The organism is Bradyrhizobium stylosanthis, assembly GCF_001641335.1.
Classification (GTDB): Bacteria; Pseudomonadota; Alphaproteobacteria; order Rhizobiales; family Xanthobacteraceae; genus Bradyrhizobium; species Bradyrhizobium stylosanthis.
In genome coordinates this window covers 111,135-129,248 of the sequence record NZ_LVEM01000005.1, presented here as the reverse complement: position 1 = coordinate 129,248, position 18,114 = coordinate 111,135, and the positions used below count along the sequence as shown (strand labels likewise).

The following is an 18,114-nucleotide window of genomic DNA, read 5'->3' as shown; positions in this document are numbered from 1 at the left end:
ATCACACACGCGCGCCGAGCACGGCCCTGGCTGCAACGACATATTCCAGCCAGTGCGCGTCGGCGTAATGTTCGGCCTGCCGCGCGCAGGTGACGTCGGGCGCATGGGCGGCTGCGATGGTGCGTGCGAAGCGTTCTTCCGCGACGGTCACCTCGCCGGGTTCAGCCGACGGCACGGAGGCGGCGGCAGCGGTCGGAGCAACAGCGAGCCCTGCCAGACCAGTGAGCAGGATGCGGCGTGACGTATTCATTTCTGTCGTCCTTCCATGGTCCGGCTGCACTCTCGCCGGCGAGTGTGTCAGTGCGATCACGGCAGGGTAGCCGCACGCATCGATGCCGTCCATCGCTTGCGGATAGCGCTTGACCACACGCGCGATCACGTTCCATCTAACAACGATTTCGCCATCAAATCGCCACGCGTCGGATCGTCACGTGCCCTATCGCAGCCAGTCCCGTCGTTCGGCCTCGCGCGCTGCCGCGATGGGATTGCTTTGCCTGGCCTTGTCGGCAGGCGCCGCCTTCGCCGCCGATGACGAGGAGGACGAGCCGGCAAAGCCCGATGTGCCCAACATCTATCTCGACCTTCGCACCATCTATGCGACGATCCCGGCGGGCACGCTAGGGCTCGGCTTCGGCAACACCTCGCTGTCGGCCGCCTTCGAAGCCTTGGCAGTACGGCGCGGCTCGACGTTGCCGAACGGCCTGCCGGCGGCCAAATCGATCGCCGTCGACCTGCCGCTGACCGTGGACGTCAGCGACCGTGTCTCGCTCTATGGCGGCGTGTCGGGCTCGACGATCGACATCGGCGGCGGCTGGTCCACGTTCGACGTCACGAGCTGGAACATCGGCGTGCAGGCCGATCTCTATCAGCAGAATGGCGGCAGGATCCCGACCATCAGGCTGCAATCGACCCTGACTCAGTCGGTGCCGAACGAGCAGGGCATGACGAACTCCTTCAACAACATCCTGGAGTTCGACTACGCGCTCGACGAGGACGAGACGCGGGGCTGGCTGGCCGGGATGCAATATACTTACACCACCATCGCCAGCCCGTTCGCCAGTATCAGGCCGAACACGATCCTCTATGCCGGCGGCTATTATCAATGGCCGAGCAACTGGAAGTTCACGGGACGGCTCGGCATACAGTCGTTCGGCGGCGCGCAGTTCGCCGGACGGACGCTGGCGGAGTCCTTCACCCAGCCGCTGCTGCGCCTCGACCTCGACCGCATGGACGACAACGACAACCGCCTGTTCGGCATCACGGCCCAGATCGCGTGGATGCCGAAGCCGTCCTACCAGCTCACTTTGCGCACGCCGCTCTATGCGGTGCGCAACTGACCGGATTCGCGGTGGAACTTCGATAGGCCGCGGCTGCGACCGGCCCAAAACGGGCTGTCCCGTCCTGCGCGTCAACAGATCGTTAATCCTCTTGCCAAAACCTCGATCTCGTTACGCCGGCGCAAGGAACCTTGCGCCACACTACGCCGGCTTTGCGTGTTGGAGGCTACGAATGTCCCGCTTGGTTTCGGAACGGACGTTCCTTGCTGGGAAGATCTTCTTCAATTTCGGCCAGTCCTCGATCGATTGCGTCGTCCGCCGCCTGACCGAGGAGGCCGCGACGCTGGAGATGGAGAGCGGCCTCGGCGTGCCCGAGCGCTTCCAGCTCAGGCTCACGGGCCGCGAGATCCTGCCCTGCCGCGTGATCTGGCGGTCCGACCGCCAGGTCGGCGTCGCCTTCGAGCAGCCGGGCAGCGAGCACGCGGCGGGCGAAGAGCGGGAACGCTCGTCCGATGCGCTGATGCGCAGCCAGATGCTGGCGCTGCGCGCCGCGCTCGATCATGTGCCGACCGGCATCGTGCTGCTCGACGCTCACCTCAGGGCGCGCCTGATCAACCGGTCGTTCCGCCAGATGTGGCGCCTGCCCGACCAGGTCGCCGACAGCAATCCCTCCATCTTCACGCTGCTTCACCACGGACGCGACACTGGCGCCTATGAGGTGCCCGATCCCGAGCTCGATGCCCTGGTGGCGGACCGCGTGCGCACGATCGAGGCGGGAGATCCGACACCGATCGACCTGCGCCGGACCAATGGCGACGTCGTGCGCGTGCAGGTTACGCCGCTGCCCGACGGTGGCCGCATGCTGACCTATACGCCCGTCACCGACATCGTGCGCGCCTCGGACGAGCTGAAGCTGCTGCGGGATGCGCTTGAGAACGTTCAGGACGGCGTCCTGCTGCTCGATTCCGAGCTGCACGCCGCCTTCATGAACCGGCGGATGCGGCGATTCTGGGAGGTCAGCGAAGACGAGGCGGCTGCGCGGCCGGCCTATTCGTCACTGGTGCGGCGCCTGCATCGCGCCAGCGCGCCCAACCTTCCGAACAACGAGCTCGCCAAGTTTCCGGCGCGGCGCGTCGAGGAGGTCAAGGCCGGCGATCACGTGCGCGACCTGCAGACGCCGGATGGACGGCGCATCAGGGCCCATTGCACCACGATGTCGAATGGCGGGCGCATGCTGACCTATGTCGACATCACCGATCTGACGCAAAAAGCGGCGATGCTGGAGACGCTCGCCACCACCGATCCGCTCACCGGGCTCTTCAACCGCCGCCACTTCCTCGAGACCCTCGAGGCGGAATGGAGCCGCTTCCAGCGCTACTACCGCTCCGTCTCGGTGCTGATGCTCGACATCGACCACTTCAAATCGGTCAACGATCGCTACGGCCATGCCGTGGGCGATGCCGCGATCAAGGCGGTTGCGGCCGCGTGCCTCGACGGCAAGCGCAAATCGGACATCGTCGGCCGCCTCGGCGGCGAGGAGTTCGCCATTCTGCTGCCCGAGACCAGCCTGACCCGGGCAAGGACGGTGGCCGAGCGCATCCGCAAGCGCGTGATGGGCACGCAGGTCCTCGCCGAGCAGGTTCAATTCGGCCTCACCGTGAGCATCGGCATCGCGGAGGCCACCGCCAGCATGTCGGGCATCGACGCGCTGATGGGCGCGGCCGATCATGCGCTCTACCAGGCCAAGGCCGAAGGCCGCAATCGCTGCATCGGCTGGGCACCTTCTCCGCCTGCAGACAAGGCGGCGGAGTGATCGAAGCAGGCGGTGACTAGTCCGGCACCGGCACGTCGAAGGTGTTGAGCGTGACCGAGACCATGCAATAGACGCCGACGAGATAGGACAGCTCGGCCGCGCCGTGCTCGCCGAACTGCTTCACGGCCGCACGATAGGTCAGCTCCGGCAGCACGCCGCCGCTCACCAGCGCCGAGGCCATGTCGTAGGCGACCGCCTCCTCCTTGGTGAGATCGACCGGCCGCTGGCCCGCGACGATGGTCGCGAGCTTCTCGTCGGAAAGGCCGCGCTGCTCGGCGACCAGCACATGGGCATAAAGCTCGTAGCCGGAACGGAAATGCGAGCCGGTGACGAGGATCGCGACCTCGCGCACCGGGGCAGGCAGCAGCGGGTTCGACGCGATCGCCTTGACCAGATCCCACACCGGCTTGCCGAAGCGCGGCTCACGGATCCAGGGATTCCAGGGACCGAGCAGCGCACCGTCCTCGCGCATGTTCACGAAGCCCTTGAAGTGGTCCGTGATGCCGGCTCGCATGTCGTCATAGAGCGGCTTCTGTTCGGCGGTCAGATCCTTGGGATCGAGAATGGGGAGGCGCACGATGGGATCTCCTCGTTGAGAAGACGCAACCGTCACCTGCATGCGCGGGCAAGGCAAGTGAAGTTGCCGTGACGGGCGTGCCTTTTGGCAAATCGCAGCGAGATGGCGACTACGAGGCGGCGGGACTTCGTGCGCCCTGCAGATTGACGACGTCGTCGACGTCGAGCCTCAAGGGCTCGCCGGTCTCAAGGAACGACGACAACGCCGCCTCGAACGGCGCCGGATCGAGGCCGCGCGTTTTCAGCCATTTCGGCTCGTAATAGGTCTGCCGGTAGCGCTCGCCGGAATCGCAGATCAGCGTCACGAGCGATCCTGTCGCGTTCGTCTTGCGCATCTCCGCGGCGAGACGGCACAGCGCCAGGAAATTGGTGCCGGTGGAGCCGCCGACCGCGCGGCGCAGCCGGCGCGACAGTACGTTCATCGCCGCGATCGTTGCCGCATCCGGGATCTTCATCATGCGATCGACCACGCCGGGCACGAAGGACGGCTCGCAGCGGGGACGGCCGACGCCCTCGATCAGCGACGGACGATCGCAGACATGGGAACGATCCTGCGTACGGAAACAGTCGAAGAAGGCGGAGTGCTCGACGTCGGCGACGCACAGCCGCGTCGGATATTGGCGATAGCGCAGATATCGCCCGATGGTGGCCGAGGTGCCGCCGGTGCCCGCGCCCATCACGATCCAGTCCGGCAGCGGCCGCGGCTCGCCCTGCAATTGGGTGAAGATCGATTCGGCGATGTTGTTGTTGCCCCGCCAGTCGGTAGCACGTTCGGCGAAGGTGAACTGGTCCATGTAATGGCCATTCAGCCGGTCGGCGAGCGCGGCGGCTTCCGCATAGAGCGCGCGGCCGTCGTCGATCAGATGGCAGTTGCCGCCATAATGCTCGATCGCGGCGATCTTCTCCGCCGAAGTCGTGCGCGGCATCACGGCGTAGAAGGGCACGCCGATCATCTCAGCGAAGTAGGCTTCCGACACCGCAGTCGATCCCGACGAGGCCTCGACCACGGGCGTGCCTTCGCGGATGTGGCCGTTGCAGAGCGCGTAGAGGAACAGCGAGCGCGCGAGACGATGCTTCAGGCTGCCGGTCGGATGCGTGGACTCATCCTTCAGATAGATGTCGATGCCCGACAGCGCCGGCACGATCAGCCGGATCAGATGCGTGTCGGCCGTGCGGCACTGGTCGGCCTCGATCGCGGCCACGGCCTCGTCGACCCAACCGCGCCGATAGGCCGGCCCGGCCGGATTGTGCTGGCGGAAGGGGAATGTCTGCATCACGCGAATCTCTCATGATGGGGATCGCGCATCAAGTGCGCCGGGGAATGCTCCTGCTCAAAACTCCAGCGGCGCATTGTCGACGACCTCCTTCATCACGAAGAAGGTGCGGGTCTGGCGCACGCCGGGCAGCGCGATGAGCTGCTCGCCATGGATGCGGTTGAAGTCCTCCATGTCGCCGACCCGGATCTTGAGGAAGTAATCGAAATCGCCGGCGACGAGGTGGCAGTCGAGCACGAATTTCAGCCTGGCGACCGCCTGCTCGAAGGTGGCAAAGCTCTCCGGGGTCGAGCGGTCGAGCACGACGCCGACCATCACCAGCGTGCCCTTCGCCACCTTCTTCGGCGCGACCATGGCCCGCACGGCGGGGATGAACCCGTCCTCGAACAGGCGCTGGGTGCGGCGATGGCAGGTGGCGGGGCTGATCGCGACGGTTTCGGCCAGCTCGGCATTGCTCAGCCGGCCGTTATTCTGCAGCAATCTCAGGATCTTAAGGTCGGTTCGATCAAGCCTAGAGGCCATGGAAAAATCTTCCATCTGGTGATATATTTCTGGAAGGAATATTAGCTATTCGCTCCAGCAGCGCAAGAAAATGCGCAATAACGGCGCAATAATTGAGAGCACATTTTTCCGGGGCGGTGCTAGGCAGAGGCCAGCACCAACACCAATCGGGATGACCCATGAAGCTCGACCAATTTCCGCGCTATCCGCTGACCTTCGGCCCGACGCCGATCGAGAAGCTGGAGCGGCTGTCAAAACATCTCGGCGGCAATGTCGAGATCTATGCCAAGCGCGAGGACTGCAATTCCGGCCTCGCCTATGGCGGCAACAAGCTGCGCAAACTCGAATACATCATCCCCGACGCGATCGCCTCGAACGCCGACACGCTGGTGTCGATCGGCGGCGTGCAGTCCAACCACACCCGCATGATCGCCGCCGTCGCCGCCAAGATCGGCATGAAGTGCCGCCTGGTGCAAGAAGCCTGGGTGCCGCACGAGGACGCCGTCTATGACCGCGTCGGCAACATCATGCTGTCGCGCATCATGGGCGCCGACGTGCGCCTCGTCGACGACGGTTTCGACATCGGCATCCGCAAGAGCTGGGAGCAGGCGGTCGAGGAAGTGAAGGCCGCGGGCGGCAAGCCCTACGCCATTCCCGCCGGCGCCTCTGTGCACAAATATGGGGGGCTCGGCTATGTCGGCTTCGCCGAGGAAGTGCGCAAGCAGGAAGCCGAGCTCGGCTTCAAGTTCGACTACGTCATCGTCTGCACCGTCACCGGCTCGACCCATGCCGGCATGCTGGTGGGCTTCGCCGCCGACGGTCGCGCCCGCAAGGTGATCGGCATCGACGCTTCCTTCACTCCGGCGCAGACGAAATCACAGGTGCTCTCGATCGCGCAGAACACCGCAAAGCTCGTCGAACTCGGTAAGGACATCGTCGCCGACGACGTCGTGCTGATCGAGGACTACGCCTATCCCGCCTATGGCGTGCCGTCGGAAGAGACCAAGGAGGCGATCCGCCTCACCGCCCGTCTCGAAGCCATGATCACCGACCCCGTCTACGAGGGCAAGTCGATGCAGGGCCTGATCGACCTCGCGCAGAAGGGCTATTTCGAGAAGGGCGCGAAGATCCTCTACGCCCATCTCGGCGGCGCACCGGCGCTGAACGGCTACGGCTACGCGTTCCGGAACGGCTGAGCGAGGGCTTAGCTCTCGCCTTACTCTCCGCTGTCGTCCCGGCGAAAGCCGGGACCCATACCCCCAGGGAGCAGTTTGGCGAAGACTCGGAGTTCGGTACTCCTACCGATCGCCGCCGACAGATCACGCGGTACGGGTCCCGGCCTCCGCCGGGACGACACCGGAAATAAAGGCTGCTCCCCCTACCGCGTCCTGACGATCTGCAGCAACTCGTCGCCGTAATGCTCGAGCTTCTTGTCGCCGATGCCAGGCACGTTGCGCAGCTCGTCCAGCGTGGTCGGCCAGGCCCGCACGATGCCGTCGATCGTCGCATCGTGCAGCACGACATAGGCCGGCACGCCGCGCTCGCGCGCGACCTCCGAACGCCAGGAACGTAGCCGCGCGCGCAGTTCAGGATCGACATCGCCCTGCGGCGCGCTCGCGGCGGGGGCGAGCTCGCCGCGGCGGGATTTCGCGCGGCTGGAGCGGACGCGGGTGCTCGGCGCCTCCTCGCGCAGCCAGACTTCCGTTTCGCCGCGCAGCACGCCGCGCGCGGACTCCGTCAGCCTCAGCGCGCCATAAGCCTCGCTGTCGGCCTGCAGATGTCCCATCGCCACGAGCTGCCGCAGCACCGTGCGCCATTGCTTCTCGTTGAGCTCGCGCCCGATGCCGAACACCGAGAGCTTGTCGTGGCCGAACTGCGTGACCTTCTCGGTCAGGCGACCGACCAGCACGTCGATCAGGTGCATCGCGCCGAAACGCTGGCCGGTGCGGTAGGTGCAGGACAGCAGCTTCTGCGCCAGCACCTTGCCGTCGCGCATCTTCGGCGGCGTCAGGCAGTTGTCGCAATTGCCGCAGGTCTCGCCATGCACGTCCTCGCCGAAATAGCCGAGCAGCCGCTTGCGGCGGCAATGCGCGGTCTCGGCAAGGCCGACCAGCGCGTCGAGCTTGCGGATCGAGACGCGCTTGAAATCCTCGGACCCGGCGGACTCGTCGATCATGCGGCGCTGCTGCACGATGTCGGAGAGACCATAGGCCATCCAGGCCGCCGACGGCTTGCCGTCGCGCCCCGCACGCCCCGTCTCCTGGTAGTAGGCCTCGATGCTCTTGGGCAGATCGAGATGGGCGACGAAGCGCACGTCGGGCTTGTCGATGCCCATGCCGAAGGCGATGGTCGCGACGATGACGATGCCGCCCTCGTTGAGGAAACGGTCCTGGTTGCGCGAGCGCACACTGCCGTCGAGACCGGCATGATAGGGCAGCGCGGCGATGCCGGCCTCCTCGAGCGCGGCGGCGACCTCCTCGACCCGGTTGCGCGACAGGCAATAGACCACGCCGGCGTCACCCGCGTGGCGCTCCCTGATGAACTCCTTGAGCTGCGACACCGCATTGCGCTTGTCGACGATCTCGTAGCGGATGTTGGGCCGGTCGAAGCTGGAGACGAATTGTGGCGAACCGGCAAGCTGAAGCCGCTCGACGATCTCCTTGCGCGTCAGCTCGTCGGCGGTCGCGGTGAGCGCGATGCGCGGCACGTCGGGGAAACGCTCGGCGATGATGGAGAGGCCGACATATTCGGGCCGGAAGTCGTGCCCCCATTGCGAGACGCAATGCGCCTCGTCGATCGCGAACAGCGCCACCTTGGCCTGCGCCAGCATCGACAGGCAGCGCGGCGTCACCAGCCGTTCCGGCGCGACATAGAGCAGGTCGAGATCACCAGCGATCAGGCGGCGTTCGATCTCGGAGGCCTCCTGGAATGTCAGGGACGAGTTCAGCGCGGCGGCGTTGACACCGGCCTCGATCAGACCGGCGACCTGGTCGCGCATCAGCGCGATCAGTGGCGAAACCACGATGCCGCAGCCCTCGCGCAGCAGCGACGGCAGCTGGTAGCACAGCGACTTGCCGCCGCCGGTCGGCATCAGCACGAGGCAATTACCGCCGTCGGTGACGTGCCGGACGATGTCGCCCTGCGCGCCGCGGAACCCCGGCAGGCCGAACACCGAATGCAGCACCGACAATGCATCGCGGCCGTTGGCCGGCGCGGGCAGCGGAGCGGTGGAAGGAGCGTTCATGGGTGAGTCGAGCGAGGCCGCGGGATTCGTCACAAGGCCAGTCGCATGCTGGGGCGGCCGTGGCAAGGCCGTTTGCGGGGCTTGCACCGGTCTTCCCTCTCCCCTTGTGGGAGAGGGTGCCGAGCGAAGCTCGGCGAGTGAGGGGTATCTATCCGCGGATCAGACCAGGCATTGAAAACTGCGGAGGCATACCCCTCATCCGGCGCTTCGCGCCACCTTCTCCCGCAAGGGGAGAAGGAAGAGGCGTCTCACACCCCGATTCGCCGCAGCGCTTCCGCGACCGTCACGATGGGCATGCCACGTCGCTGGGCCGCCTCGAGCGCGTGGCGCATCAGGCGCGGCGTGCAGCCATAGGGGCTTGGCGCCTCGGCGACGTCGTGGCCGTAGAAGATCAGCCAGCCGCCGCTCGCGACCGCTTCGTCGAAATAGCGATCGACGCCTGCCTCGTCGATCTCGCATTCGACCAGCGGCGATGCGCGCAGGAACTGGAGGTCGATGACATCGCTGTTGACGCCGGGAAGGATGCCGCGCGCCGAGCGGAAGGTCTTTGCCAGCTGCGGCTTGCGCCACACCGAGGCGATCCCATAGGGATAGGCGAAGTTCTCCAGCGTGATCGAGGAATCGATGGCGCGGAAATGAGCGCGGTTCCGCTCGATCTCGCGGGCCATGGCGGCTTCGTCGAGATTGGCCGAGCTCTGGTGCGAGAAGGTGTGGCAGGCGATCTCGTGGCCTGTCCGGTGCAGCCGCACGATCGCGTCGTTCGACAGGCCATGCCAATGATCCGACGGCTGGCCGATCAGGCTGCCCGCGATGTAATACGTGCCGCGGCCGCCATGCGCCTCGAGCAGCGAGGCGCCCTCGCCGGCCGCGCTATCGGGCGCATCGTCGAAGGTGAAGCTCACCAGCGGCGCATGCGCAGGCAAACGGTGCGGCGCGGCACGGAAATGCCGGGCTAGCCGATTGCTCACGCGTCCCTGGAGTGCCGACCACACGACTGCGTTCCCGTGATTCCGTATTTCTCTACTGAAACATTCAGGCGCCGATCGAGGCAAGCCTAACGCTTTGGTAATCCTAACGCCGAACGAACCGGCTAGCGCGCCAGGAGCGGCGCATCGGCTGGCGAACCGAGATAGTGCAACCAATTGCGGAATAGCGCGGCCGCAGCGCTGCCGGCGGCGATATCGGCGCGCAAATTCAGCGCCGGCAGGTCGTTGGTCAACGCCGGATGGCGCTGGTGCCGCGCCCGTTTCTCGAAACGGGCGAGCTTCTCTTCCGTCGCTGCGTCAAAATAGCTCACGGGCAGATGCGGGTAGTTCTCGCGTTCCCGCGCGAGGTAGCGGCCGATGTCACGGAGATATTCGCGCTGGAGCGACAGCGCGTCATATTCCGGGTGGCCCTGGAAGAACACGAATCGGCTGAGATATTGGCGCACGAACACGTCGACGCCGGCCTGCGCCGAGCGGGTCAGCACCTGATAGCCGGCCTGCGCGAGGTCGTTCTCGGCAAGCTCGTTCAGGCGTGAATGCGAAACCTTGAGCGGCGCGGGAGCAGCCTGCGTGAGGGAATCGTCCACCAGCGCTTCGCAGTCGAAGACGCCATGGCATTTGGCCGGCAGCCGGCGCCGTTCGATGCCGTCGAGATGCAGCACTGCGGCATGCGCGGCGAGGCACGACCAGATCGTCGAGCGCGTGTTGGCCTTGGCCCAATCGATGAGGTCGGTGAGGTCGCGCCAATATGGCTCCTGGTGGAGCTCGGGCGCAACCGGCTCGGCGCCGGTCACGATCAGCCCGTCGAATTTCTGACGCTTGAGATCTGCGAGATCGGAATATTCGCTCTCGACATGCCATTTCGCTTCCGGCGAGCGCTTGACCGAGGGCAGCGAAAAGCAGTGGAAGCGGATGCGGCGCGGACCTGCGGCGGCCTGAAGCAGCTTCATGAACTGCCGCTCGGTCGCTTTCAGCGCCGGATCCGGCATGTTGTTGATCAGCCCGATCGTGAGATCGGCGCCGGCGTGATCATGCGCGAGGTCGCCCTCGGCCGGCACCAGCGCCGGGCTCGATATGCCTTGATCCCTGTCGATCAAGATCGTCATCGGGCCGTCCGCCTACTCCGCCGCCTGAAGCCGCGACGACGGACAGGCCTTCTCCAACGCCTGGTCGATGTCCTCGATGATATCCGAGGAATGCTCGATGCCGATCGAGAGCCGGATCGTCTCCGGCAGCACGCCGGCGACGCGCTGTTGCTCCGCCGACATCTGACGGTGCGTGGTCGAGGCCGGATGGCAGGCCAGCGACTTGGCGTCGCCGATATTGACGAGGCGCGTGATCAACTTCAGCGCGTCATAGAAGGTCTTGCCGGCTTCCATGCCGCCCTTGATGCCGAAGGTGAACAGCGAGGAGGCGTTGCCGTCGAGATACTTCTGGACGAGCGGATAATAGGGGCTGTCCGGAAAACCGGTGTAATTGACCCACGCCACGCGCGGATCGCCGCGCAAAAATTCGGCGACCTTGCGCGCGTTCTCGACGTGGCGCTCCATGCGCAGCGCCACCGTCTCGATGCCCTGCAGCAACAGGAAGGCGTTGAACGGCGACAGCACCGAACCCATGGTGCGCTGATAGACGCTGCGTGCGCGCTCGATATAGGCGGTGCGGCCGAAGCGCTCGGCATAGACGAGGCCATGATAGGACGCGTCCGGCTTGTTGTAGGCCGGGAAGCGGTCGGCGTGTTTCGCCCAGGGGAAATTGCCGGAATCGACGATGGCGCCGCCGAGCGTCGTGCCGTGGCCGCCCAGGAACTTGGTCAGGGAGTGCACGGCAATGTCGGCGCCGTAGTCGAACGGCTTGAGCAGGATCGGGGTCGCGACAGTGTTGTCGACGATCAGCGGCACGCCATGCGCATGCGCGATTTTCGCCAGCGCCTCGATATCGCAGACATTGCCGGCGGGATTGCCGATGGTCTCGGCGAACACGGCGCGGGTGTTCTCGTCGATCAGCCTGGCGATCGCATCGGGCGCGTCGCTCTCGGCGAAGCGGCCGGTGATGCCCTGGCGCGGCAGGATGTGCGAAAGCAGCGTGTGCGTGGTGCCGTAGAGCTGCGGCACGGAAACGATGTTGCCGCCATGATCGGCGACGTTGACGAAGGCGAAATGCAGCGCCGCCTGCCCGGTCGCGACCGCGAGCGCGCCGACGCCGCCCTCGAGCTGGGCGATGCGCTTCTCCAGCACCGCGCTGGTCGGATTGGCGATACGGCTGTAGCGGAAACCTTCCGCCTCAAGATTGAAGAGCGCCGCGCCGTGATCGGCGCTATCGAAGGCGTAGGCCGCGGTCTGGTAGATCGGCACGGCAACCGCGTGCGTGGTCGCCTCGGGTTCGTAGCCGGCGTGAATAGCGATCGTCTCGTTGCGCATCGTGCCACCTCCGCGTGGAGCGGGCCGCACTTATTGGCCTGTATGAGGCATGTGCGTTGTCCGCTCTCCCTCTGTTAGAGGCGGGTGGTAAAGCGGACAATAATTCGCTTAGACATCGAGGAAGTAACCCTAACGCTTGTTGGTGAATTGGCTCAAATTCGAGTTAAATTGGATTAATCAATTGAGGGGCCTCGGCGCTCCCGCCTCGCCTTCGCGGCGCGGGCTCTGCCGCGTTTGAAAGCCGCCTCTCCAACATCCATTTCACGACGTCTCTCAAAGCTCCATCGAAACGATCCGCAATCACAGGACATCAACGATCACGCGGCGCTCAATCGTTGCGTAATTTTACCGCCTCTACGCTGGCGCATCGTTGCTTGCTTTGGGATGTGCCGGCTTGGCGTACGTCAACAATCTGCTCTCGCGATTTGCCGCCGACCGGCGCGGCAACATCGCCGTCATCTTCGCGCTCTCCCTGGCGCCGCTGCTGTCCTTTGTCGGCGCAGCCGTCGACTATTCGCTCGCCGCACGGGCGCGAACCAAGCTGATCGCCGCGCTCGACACCGCCGTGGTGGTCGCCACGGCCAAGAGCGAAATCACCAAGAGCGCGTCGGCCGCGCAGAGCGACGCCCTGAACACCTTCGCCGGACAGATGTCCGCGTTCGGCCTTGCGACGAGCTCGGTGACCATCACCGTGACCGACACCGTCACCACGCGCACCGCCACCGGGACGGCGTCGTCGTCGGTGACGACCTATTTCATGGGCATCCTGGGCTACAAGACTCTGGAGTTCTCGGCCACATCCGGCGCGGCGGCCTCGCTGCCGTCCTACATCGACTTCTACGTGCTGCTGGACAATTCCCCGTCGCAGGGGCTAGGCGCCACCACGGCCGACATGACCGCGCTGCAGAACGCGACATCCGACAGCTGCGCTTTCGCCTGCCACGACATCTACACGTCGAGCACGAAGAAGACCAAGCAGACGAGCAGCTATTACGCGATCGCGAAGAACCTCGGGGTCAAGATGCGGATCGACCTGGTCCGCGACGCGACGCAATCGCTGACGGACACGGCGACCGCGAGCCAGCTCGTCAGCAACCAGTACCGGATGGCGGTCTACACCATGGGCAGCGATTGCGCCTCGATCGGCCTGACCACGATCTCGGCGCTGACGTCGAGCCTGTCTTCGGTGAAGACGGCGGTTTCCGGCGTCGACCTGATGACGATCCCCTACACAAACTACAACAACGACATGTGCACGGATTTCGACGGCATCCTGTCGTCGATCAACGGCGCGATCCCGACGCCGGGCGACGGTTCCTCGTCCTCGCCACAGAAATGGCTGTTCTTCGTCTCGGACGGCGTCGCCGACTATTATTATCCTTCGAGCTGCAGCAAGACCGTGATCACCTCGTCGGGCCGATGCCAGGAGCCGCTGACGACGACGATCTGCGACACCATCAAGGCGCGCGGCGTCAAGATCGCCGTGCTCTACACCACCTATCTCGCGATCACCAACAACAGCTGGTACAACACCTACATCGCGCCATGGCGCAGCTCGATCGCGACCAAGATGCAGGCCTGCGCGACGTCGGGCTATTACTACGAGGTCTCGAGCGACTCGAGCATCACCGACGCGCTGAACGCGCTGTTCCAGAAGGCGATCGCCGCCGCGCATCTGACCAATTGATCCGCCGCCGCGGGCCCCGCGCGTGACGCGGAGCCCTTGCGCACGGCCTCAGGCCATCGTCTCCCAGAGACGATGGACCAGCACGCCGGCGCGCTTCTCGATCGCGGCTGCGGCGTCGAGCGCGAGATCCTCGCGATAGCGCCCCGCGATCAGCTGCACGCCGATCGGCTTGCCGTCGTGGACGGCGACCGGCACCACCGCGCCGGGCAGGCCCAGCACGTTGATCGCGGAGATGAAGCGGATCTCGCCCCAGAAGATCTCCTTCACGCGCTCGGCGCTGACGGTGTCTTCACGCGGGCCCGGCGTCGGCTTCACCGTGGTCGGCGCCAGCACGACCGGATATTCCTCGAAGAACAGCTGCCAGGCGCGGATATGGCCGTTGCGCGCAGCCGTCGCCTGCATCCAGGCCTTGAGGTCGAGCACGTTGGCCTTGGTCTTCATGCCGCCCCAGGCCTTGTGGAAGTCCTCGGACGTGACCTTGAGCATGGCGGCCTCCTGCATCACCACCGTCTCGTTGGTGATGATGTCGCACCAGGTCTGCCAGACGCCGTTGATGTCGGGCACTTCGACCTCGGTGACGCGATAGCCGGAACGTTCGAGATGATCGGCGGCCTGGCGCAGCGCCGCAGCGACCGAAGGATCGACGGCCATGTCGTCGGGAATCTTCGCCAGGGCAACCTTGATCGGCCCCTTCGGCCTGGCCCCGACCAGCGGCGCCGGCACCCACCAGGGATCGCGCGGATCGCGCTGGCTCATCACCTCCAGCGCGAGACGGACGTCGGCGACGTGACGGGCGAGCGGGCCCTGCGCCGACATCAGATGCGCCAGCATCGGGCGCTCGGCCGTGGCGCTGCCGTTGAAGGCGGGGATGCGGCCCTGCGTCGGCTTGATGGTGGCAACGCCGTTGCAATGCGCCGGCCAGCGCAGCGAGCCGCCGATATCGTTGCCGTGGGCGATCGTGCCGATGCCGGCGGCAACCGCCGAACCCGCGCCGCCCGAGGAGCCGCCGCAGGTGATATCGGGATTCCAGGGATTGAGCGTCAGCCCGTGCAGGGGATTGTCGGTGAAGCCGCGGAAGGAGAATTCCGGCGTGTTGGTGAGGCCGATGACGATCGCACCCGCCTTCTTCAGGTTGCGGACGACGGGTGCGTCCGAGGGCGCTATCAGGTCCTTGTTGGCGGGAACGCCGTTGAAGTTCGGCCGGCCCTCATAGTCGACGTTCTCCTTGATGGTGACGGGCACGCCGTGCAGGAGACCGAGCTCGCCGCTCTTGGCGCGCTGCTTGTCGGCAGCGTGCGCCGCCTTCAGCGCCTCCTCGCCGAGATCGACGACGACCGCATTCAGCTTCGGATTGACCGCGCGCATCCGGTCCAGATGCGCCTCGACCGTCTCGACAGCAGAAATCGCGCCGGAGCGGATCGCGGCCGCGGTCTCGACCGCGGACCATTGCCAGACCGCCCCCTTGGGACGGCGCGCGATGGCCGATTTGCGCGGCGCGGCCTTCTTCACGGCCTTCTTGGCGGTCTTCCTGGCCGTCTTGGCTGCGGCAGCCTTTCGTCCGCCGCCTGTTTTGCGCGAGGTCTTCGCTGATGTCTTCGGTGCCGTCTTCTTCTTGGTCGCCGCCTTCTTCGCCACGTCGCATCTCCAAAAAATTGCGCCGCGGAGGTTATGGAGGTCACGCGACCGTGTACAGGCGCGTTTCTGCATGGCGCGCTGTCGCGACGCTCTGTCACGCCCCGTCACGAAGCTGCGTGGGAGCGTGAACCTTTGGGCGGCCTGTCCCGACCCACATATTGGTTGAGTCGTTTATGACATGACCGCCAAGATTGCCGCATGAAACGACTGGGATTACTGACGCAGCTATTTTGACCTCGACAGATTGGAGCATTGCCATGCTCACGGAGTTCGACGGCGGATATTGCGAACAACCCTTTCGCGATCTGTGCACCGACTATCCCGGCCCTGAGGCCTACGATCCCCACGATTTCCGCATTGAATGGGGGCCGATCTTCCATCGTGGCCGGCTCGACGGATCGGCGCGTGTGCTCGTCGTCGGACAGGATCCCGCCCAGCACGAGACGATCGTGCGCCGGATCCTGGTCGGCACCGCTGGGCGCCGCACGCAGGGCTTCCTGGCCAAGCTCGGCATCACGCGAAGCTACGTGATGGTCAACACGTTCCTGTACAGCGTGTACGGGCAGAGCGGCGGCTCCAAGCACAAGAACGAGCCCGGCATCGTCGATTATCGCAACAAATGGTTCAAGGCCGTGCTCGGCACGGCCAACATCGAAGTCGTCGTCTCGCTTGGCGGCCTTGCGGACGAGGCCTGGAAAGCGTGGCTGAAGACCGCCGATGGCGCGACCTACAAGACTCTCGCCTATCAGCACATCCCGCATCCGACCTGGCCGGAAAGCTCCGCCCACGATGCCGCGACGCAGGCCGCCAACACCAAGATCATGCTGACCAAATGGAATGCCGCGCTCGCCGCGCTTGCACCTGCGGTCAAGAATCCCGACGTCCAGACTGCGCTGGTGCCCTATGGCGATACGTTCAAGCCGGCCGAGCTCGTCGACATCATCGCCAAGGACCTTCCGGCGGGCCTGCCCGCCTGGATGCGCGGAGACAGGGCATGGGCGGTGCGCCAGGGCGCCGACGCCGCCGCCAAGCGGCGCAACATCACCATCACTGTCCCTGACGGAGTGATCCCGTGAGCTCGCGATGGGCGCTGAGCGGGCGGATCGTGACGATGGCCGCCGAAGGCGATTTCATCACGAGCGGGACGATCTTCATCGAGGATAACCGCATCGCCGCGGTGGTCCCGAAAGGACAACCGGCGCCGGCGGGCTTCGAAGCCGTCGCTCCCGTGGCGACCGGCGGGACCATCTATCCCGGCCTGATCGAGCTGCACAATCACCTCAGCTACAACATCCTGCCGCTCTGGCAGGTCCCGCAGCCCTACGGCAATCGCGACCAGTGGCAGAACGCCAAATCCTACAAGACCTCCGTGACCGGCCCGATGAGCGCGATCGCGCTTGCCGACGACGGCTCGCTGCTGCCGGCCCTCGTCCGCTACGTCGAGGCCAAATGCATGCTCGCGGGAACGACGACCAGCCAGGGGATCACGCTGTCGAACTGGAGCGGCACGATCCACAAATACTACAAGGGCGCCTTGCGCGCCGCGGAAATCGGCAGCCCGCCGGACCTGCCGCGCGCCCATTCCAAGATTCCCGACATCGACGCCCAGGACTGGGCGAAGTTCGACAAGGAGCTGAAATCGTCGTCGTGTTTCCTGCTGCACCTCAGCGAAGGCATCGACATCAAGGCTCACAGCCACTTCCTCGCCTTGCGCAATCCCTCAGGCGACTGGGCGATCGAACCATCGCTGGCAGGCATTCATTGCACGGCGCTCGATGCAACCGACTTCGGAACGATGGCCGAGAACCATGCCAAGGTCGTGTGGTCGCCCCTGAGCAATCTGCTGCTCTACGGCAAGACCACCGACATCGCAGCCGCGCGCACGGCCGGCCTCACCATCGCGCTCGGCTCGGACTGGTCGCCGTCCGGCAGCAAGAACCTGCTCGGCGAGCTGAAGGCGGCGAAGGTCGTGTCCGCGCATTTCAATCTCGGATTCAGCGACTACGACATCGTCTCGATGACGACGCGCAATCCCGCCGCGATCCTGAAGTGGGATGGAAAGCTCGGAACCATCGCCGCGGGCAAGTTCGCCGATCTCCTGGTCGTGAAGGGCGTCACCGGCGATCCCTACGGCCATCTGATCAAGTCGCGCGAGCAGGACGTCGCCCTCGTCACGATCGGCGGACGGCCGCGCTACGGTACCAAGACGATCATGCAAAAGGCGGGCGGAAGCGGCGAGGCCCTCAAGATCGGAAGCAGCGCGCGGGTGATCGACTTCTCCTCGCCAGACCAGGATCCGGGGATCGAGAAAGTGACGCTGGCGGAGGCGACGACCCGCCTGAAGGCCGCGCTCGGCAATCTCGGCACGCTGCAACCACGTAGTCTCGCCATGGGCGATGCGATCGCCCGCGGTACCGTGTCGCGCACCGGGTGGCGCCTCGCGCTGGACGAGCAGTTCGGCAACAACGTCCAACTGCGCCCGCGGCTCGAATATAACGGCGTCCGCACCGGTCCAGATCTGGCGGCAACGGCCGTGGCCGACGAGCCGCTGCACCCGATCAAGTTGGACGGCCTCACCGTGGCGGGCGATCCCGTCTTCCTGGACACGCTCAAGAACGAAGCGAATCTTCCGCCGGGAATCGCGACGGCGATCGCTGCGTTCTATTAGCCGCGTGCGGTTCGCCGAATTCTACGTCGTCGG

The 18,114-nt window shown here is 65.4% G+C and carries 15 protein-coding genes; 6 read left to right on the top strand and 9 right to left on the bottom strand.

Annotation, left to right across the window (positions count from 1 at the left end; genetic code table 11):
* Position 1 precedes the first annotated feature (1 nt).
* The gene (locus A7X65_RS31890) at positions 2–250 is read right to left on the bottom strand and encodes a hypothetical protein (RefSeq protein ID WP_063693830.1); all 249 of its coding nucleotides are present in this window, start codon (positions 248–250) and stop codon (positions 2–4) included.
* Between the two features lie 229 nt (positions 251–479).
* Here A7X65_RS31890 and A7X65_RS31885 point away from each other — a divergent pair, with 229 nt between their 5' ends.
* Both A7X65_RS31885 and A7X65_RS31880 read left to right on the top strand, forming a co-directional pair.
* Entirely contained in the window at positions 480–1,337 is an 858-nt protein-coding gene (locus A7X65_RS31885) for a hypothetical protein (protein WP_063693829.1), read from the top strand.
* Positions 1,338–1,509: 172 nt separating this feature from the next.
* On the top strand, positions 1,510–3,090 hold the full coding sequence (locus A7X65_RS31880) for a sensor domain-containing diguanylate cyclase (RefSeq protein WP_063692808.1): 1,581 nt from the start codon (positions 1,510–1,512) through the stop codon (positions 3,088–3,090).
* A 16-nt stretch (positions 3,091–3,106) separates the two neighbouring features.
* Here A7X65_RS31880 and A7X65_RS31875 read toward each other — a convergent pair whose 3' ends face one another.
* The 3 genes from A7X65_RS31875 to A7X65_RS31865 form a co-directional block, all read right to left on the bottom strand.
* A complete protein-coding gene (locus A7X65_RS31875; protein ID WP_063692806.1) occupies positions 3,107–3,667 on the bottom strand; it encodes a carboxymuconolactone decarboxylase family protein in 561 nt (186 codons plus the stop codon).
* 109 nt (positions 3,668–3,776) lie between these two features.
* Positions 3,777–4,940, bottom strand: coding sequence for a PLP-dependent cysteine synthase family protein (locus A7X65_RS31870; protein WP_063692804.1), 1,164 nt, complete (start codon positions 4,938–4,940; stop codon positions 3,777–3,779).
* 57 nt (positions 4,941–4,997) lie between these two features.
* A complete protein-coding gene (locus A7X65_RS31865) occupies positions 4,998–5,462 on the bottom strand; it encodes an Lrp/AsnC family transcriptional regulator (protein WP_063693828.1) in 465 nt (154 codons plus the stop codon).
* Positions 5,463–5,620: 158 nt separating this feature from the next.
* Here A7X65_RS31865 and A7X65_RS31860 point away from each other — a divergent pair, with 158 nt between their 5' ends.
* Complete coding sequence (locus A7X65_RS31860) at positions 5,621–6,637, top strand: 1-aminocyclopropane-1-carboxylate deaminase (RefSeq protein WP_063692803.1); 1,017 nt, start codon at positions 5,621–5,623, stop codon at positions 6,635–6,637.
* A 182-nt stretch (positions 6,638–6,819) separates the two neighbouring features.
* On the opposite strand, the gene recQ is transcribed toward A7X65_RS31860, so the two are convergent.
* The 4 genes from recQ to A7X65_RS31840 form a co-directional block, all read right to left on the bottom strand.
* On the bottom strand, positions 6,820–8,685 hold the full coding sequence (gene recQ, locus A7X65_RS31855) for a DNA helicase RecQ (protein ID WP_063692801.1): 1,866 nt from the start codon (positions 8,683–8,685) through the stop codon (positions 6,820–6,822).
* A 248-nt stretch (positions 8,686–8,933) separates the two neighbouring features.
* Entirely contained in the window at positions 8,934–9,677 is a 744-nt protein-coding gene (locus A7X65_RS31850) for a polysaccharide deacetylase family protein (RefSeq protein WP_063692799.1), read from the bottom strand.
* 98 nt (positions 9,678–9,775) lie between these two features.
* Positions 9,776–10,777, bottom strand: coding sequence for a homoserine O-succinyltransferase MetA (gene metA, locus A7X65_RS31845; protein WP_063692797.1), 1,002 nt, complete (start codon positions 10,775–10,777; stop codon positions 9,776–9,778).
* Between the two features lie 12 nt (positions 10,778–10,789).
* Complete coding sequence (locus A7X65_RS31840; protein ID WP_063692795.1) at positions 10,790–12,091, bottom strand: O-acetylhomoserine aminocarboxypropyltransferase/cysteine synthase family protein; 1,302 nt, start codon at positions 12,089–12,091, stop codon at positions 10,790–10,792.
* A gap of 394 nt (positions 12,092–12,485) precedes the next feature.
* Here A7X65_RS31840 and A7X65_RS31835 point away from each other — a divergent pair, with 394 nt between their 5' ends.
* Positions 12,486–13,778, top strand: a complete 1,293-nt coding sequence (locus A7X65_RS31835) for a TadE/TadG family type IV pilus assembly protein (protein WP_245324003.1) — start codon at positions 12,486–12,488, stop codon at positions 13,776–13,778.
* Positions 13,779–13,826: 48 nt separating this feature from the next.
* Here the strand turns inward: A7X65_RS31835 and A7X65_RS31830 are convergent, their stop codons facing one another.
* Positions 13,827–15,413, bottom strand: coding sequence for an amidase family protein (locus tag A7X65_RS31830; protein ID WP_063692791.1), 1,587 nt, complete (start codon positions 15,411–15,413; stop codon positions 13,827–13,829).
* 257 nt (positions 15,414–15,670) lie between these two features.
* On the opposite strand from A7X65_RS31830, the gene A7X65_RS31825 reads away from it, so the two are divergent.
* Both A7X65_RS31825 and A7X65_RS31820 read left to right on the top strand, forming a co-directional pair.
* Positions 15,671–16,489, top strand: coding sequence for a uracil-DNA glycosylase family protein (locus tag A7X65_RS31825; RefSeq protein WP_063692789.1), 819 nt, complete (start codon positions 15,671–15,673; stop codon positions 16,487–16,489).
* Positions 16,486–18,081 (top strand): amidohydrolase family protein, encoded by a 1,596-nt coding sequence (locus tag A7X65_RS31820; protein WP_245324000.1) that lies wholly within the window; start codon positions 16,486–16,488, stop codon positions 18,079–18,081. The genes A7X65_RS31825 and A7X65_RS31820 overlap by 4 nt, the downstream gene beginning before the upstream one ends.
* Positions 18,082–18,114: the final 33 nt, after the last annotated feature.

Bases quoted from the DNA above. Each gene is read 5' to 3' on its own strand.
- A7X65_RS31890 (WP_063693830.1), bottom strand. From the start codon at position 250: ATGAATACGTCACGCCGCATCCTGCTCACTGGTCTGGCAGGGCTCGCT.
- A7X65_RS31885 (WP_063693829.1), top strand. From the start codon at position 480: ATGGGATTGCTTTGCCTGGCCTTGTCGGCAGGCGCCGCCTTCGCCGCC.
- A7X65_RS31880 (WP_063692808.1), top strand. From the start codon at position 1,510: ATGTCCCGCTTGGTTTCGGAACGGACGTTCCTTGCTGGGAAGATCTTC.
- A7X65_RS31870 (WP_063692804.1), bottom strand. From the start codon at position 4,940: ATGCAGACATTCCCCTTCCGCCAGCACAATCCGGCCGGGCCGGCCTAT.
- A7X65_RS31865 (WP_063693828.1), bottom strand. From the start codon at position 5,462: ATGGCCTCTAGGCTTGATCGAACCGACCTTAAGATCCTGAGATTGCTG.
- A7X65_RS31860 (WP_063692803.1), top strand. From the start codon at position 5,621: ATGAAGCTCGACCAATTTCCGCGCTATCCGCTGACCTTCGGCCCGACG.
- recQ (WP_063692801.1), bottom strand. From the start codon at position 8,685: ATGAACGCTCCTTCCACCGCTCCGCTGCCCGCGCCGGCCAACGGCCGC.
- metA (WP_063692797.1), bottom strand. From the start codon at position 10,777: ATGACGATCTTGATCGACAGGGATCAAGGCATATCGAGCCCGGCGCTG.
- A7X65_RS31840 (WP_063692795.1), bottom strand. From the start codon at position 12,091: ATGCGCAACGAGACGATCGCTATTCACGCCGGCTACGAACCCGAGGCG.
- A7X65_RS31825 (WP_063692789.1), top strand. From the start codon at position 15,671: ATGCTCACGGAGTTCGACGGCGGATATTGCGAACAACCCTTTCGCGAT.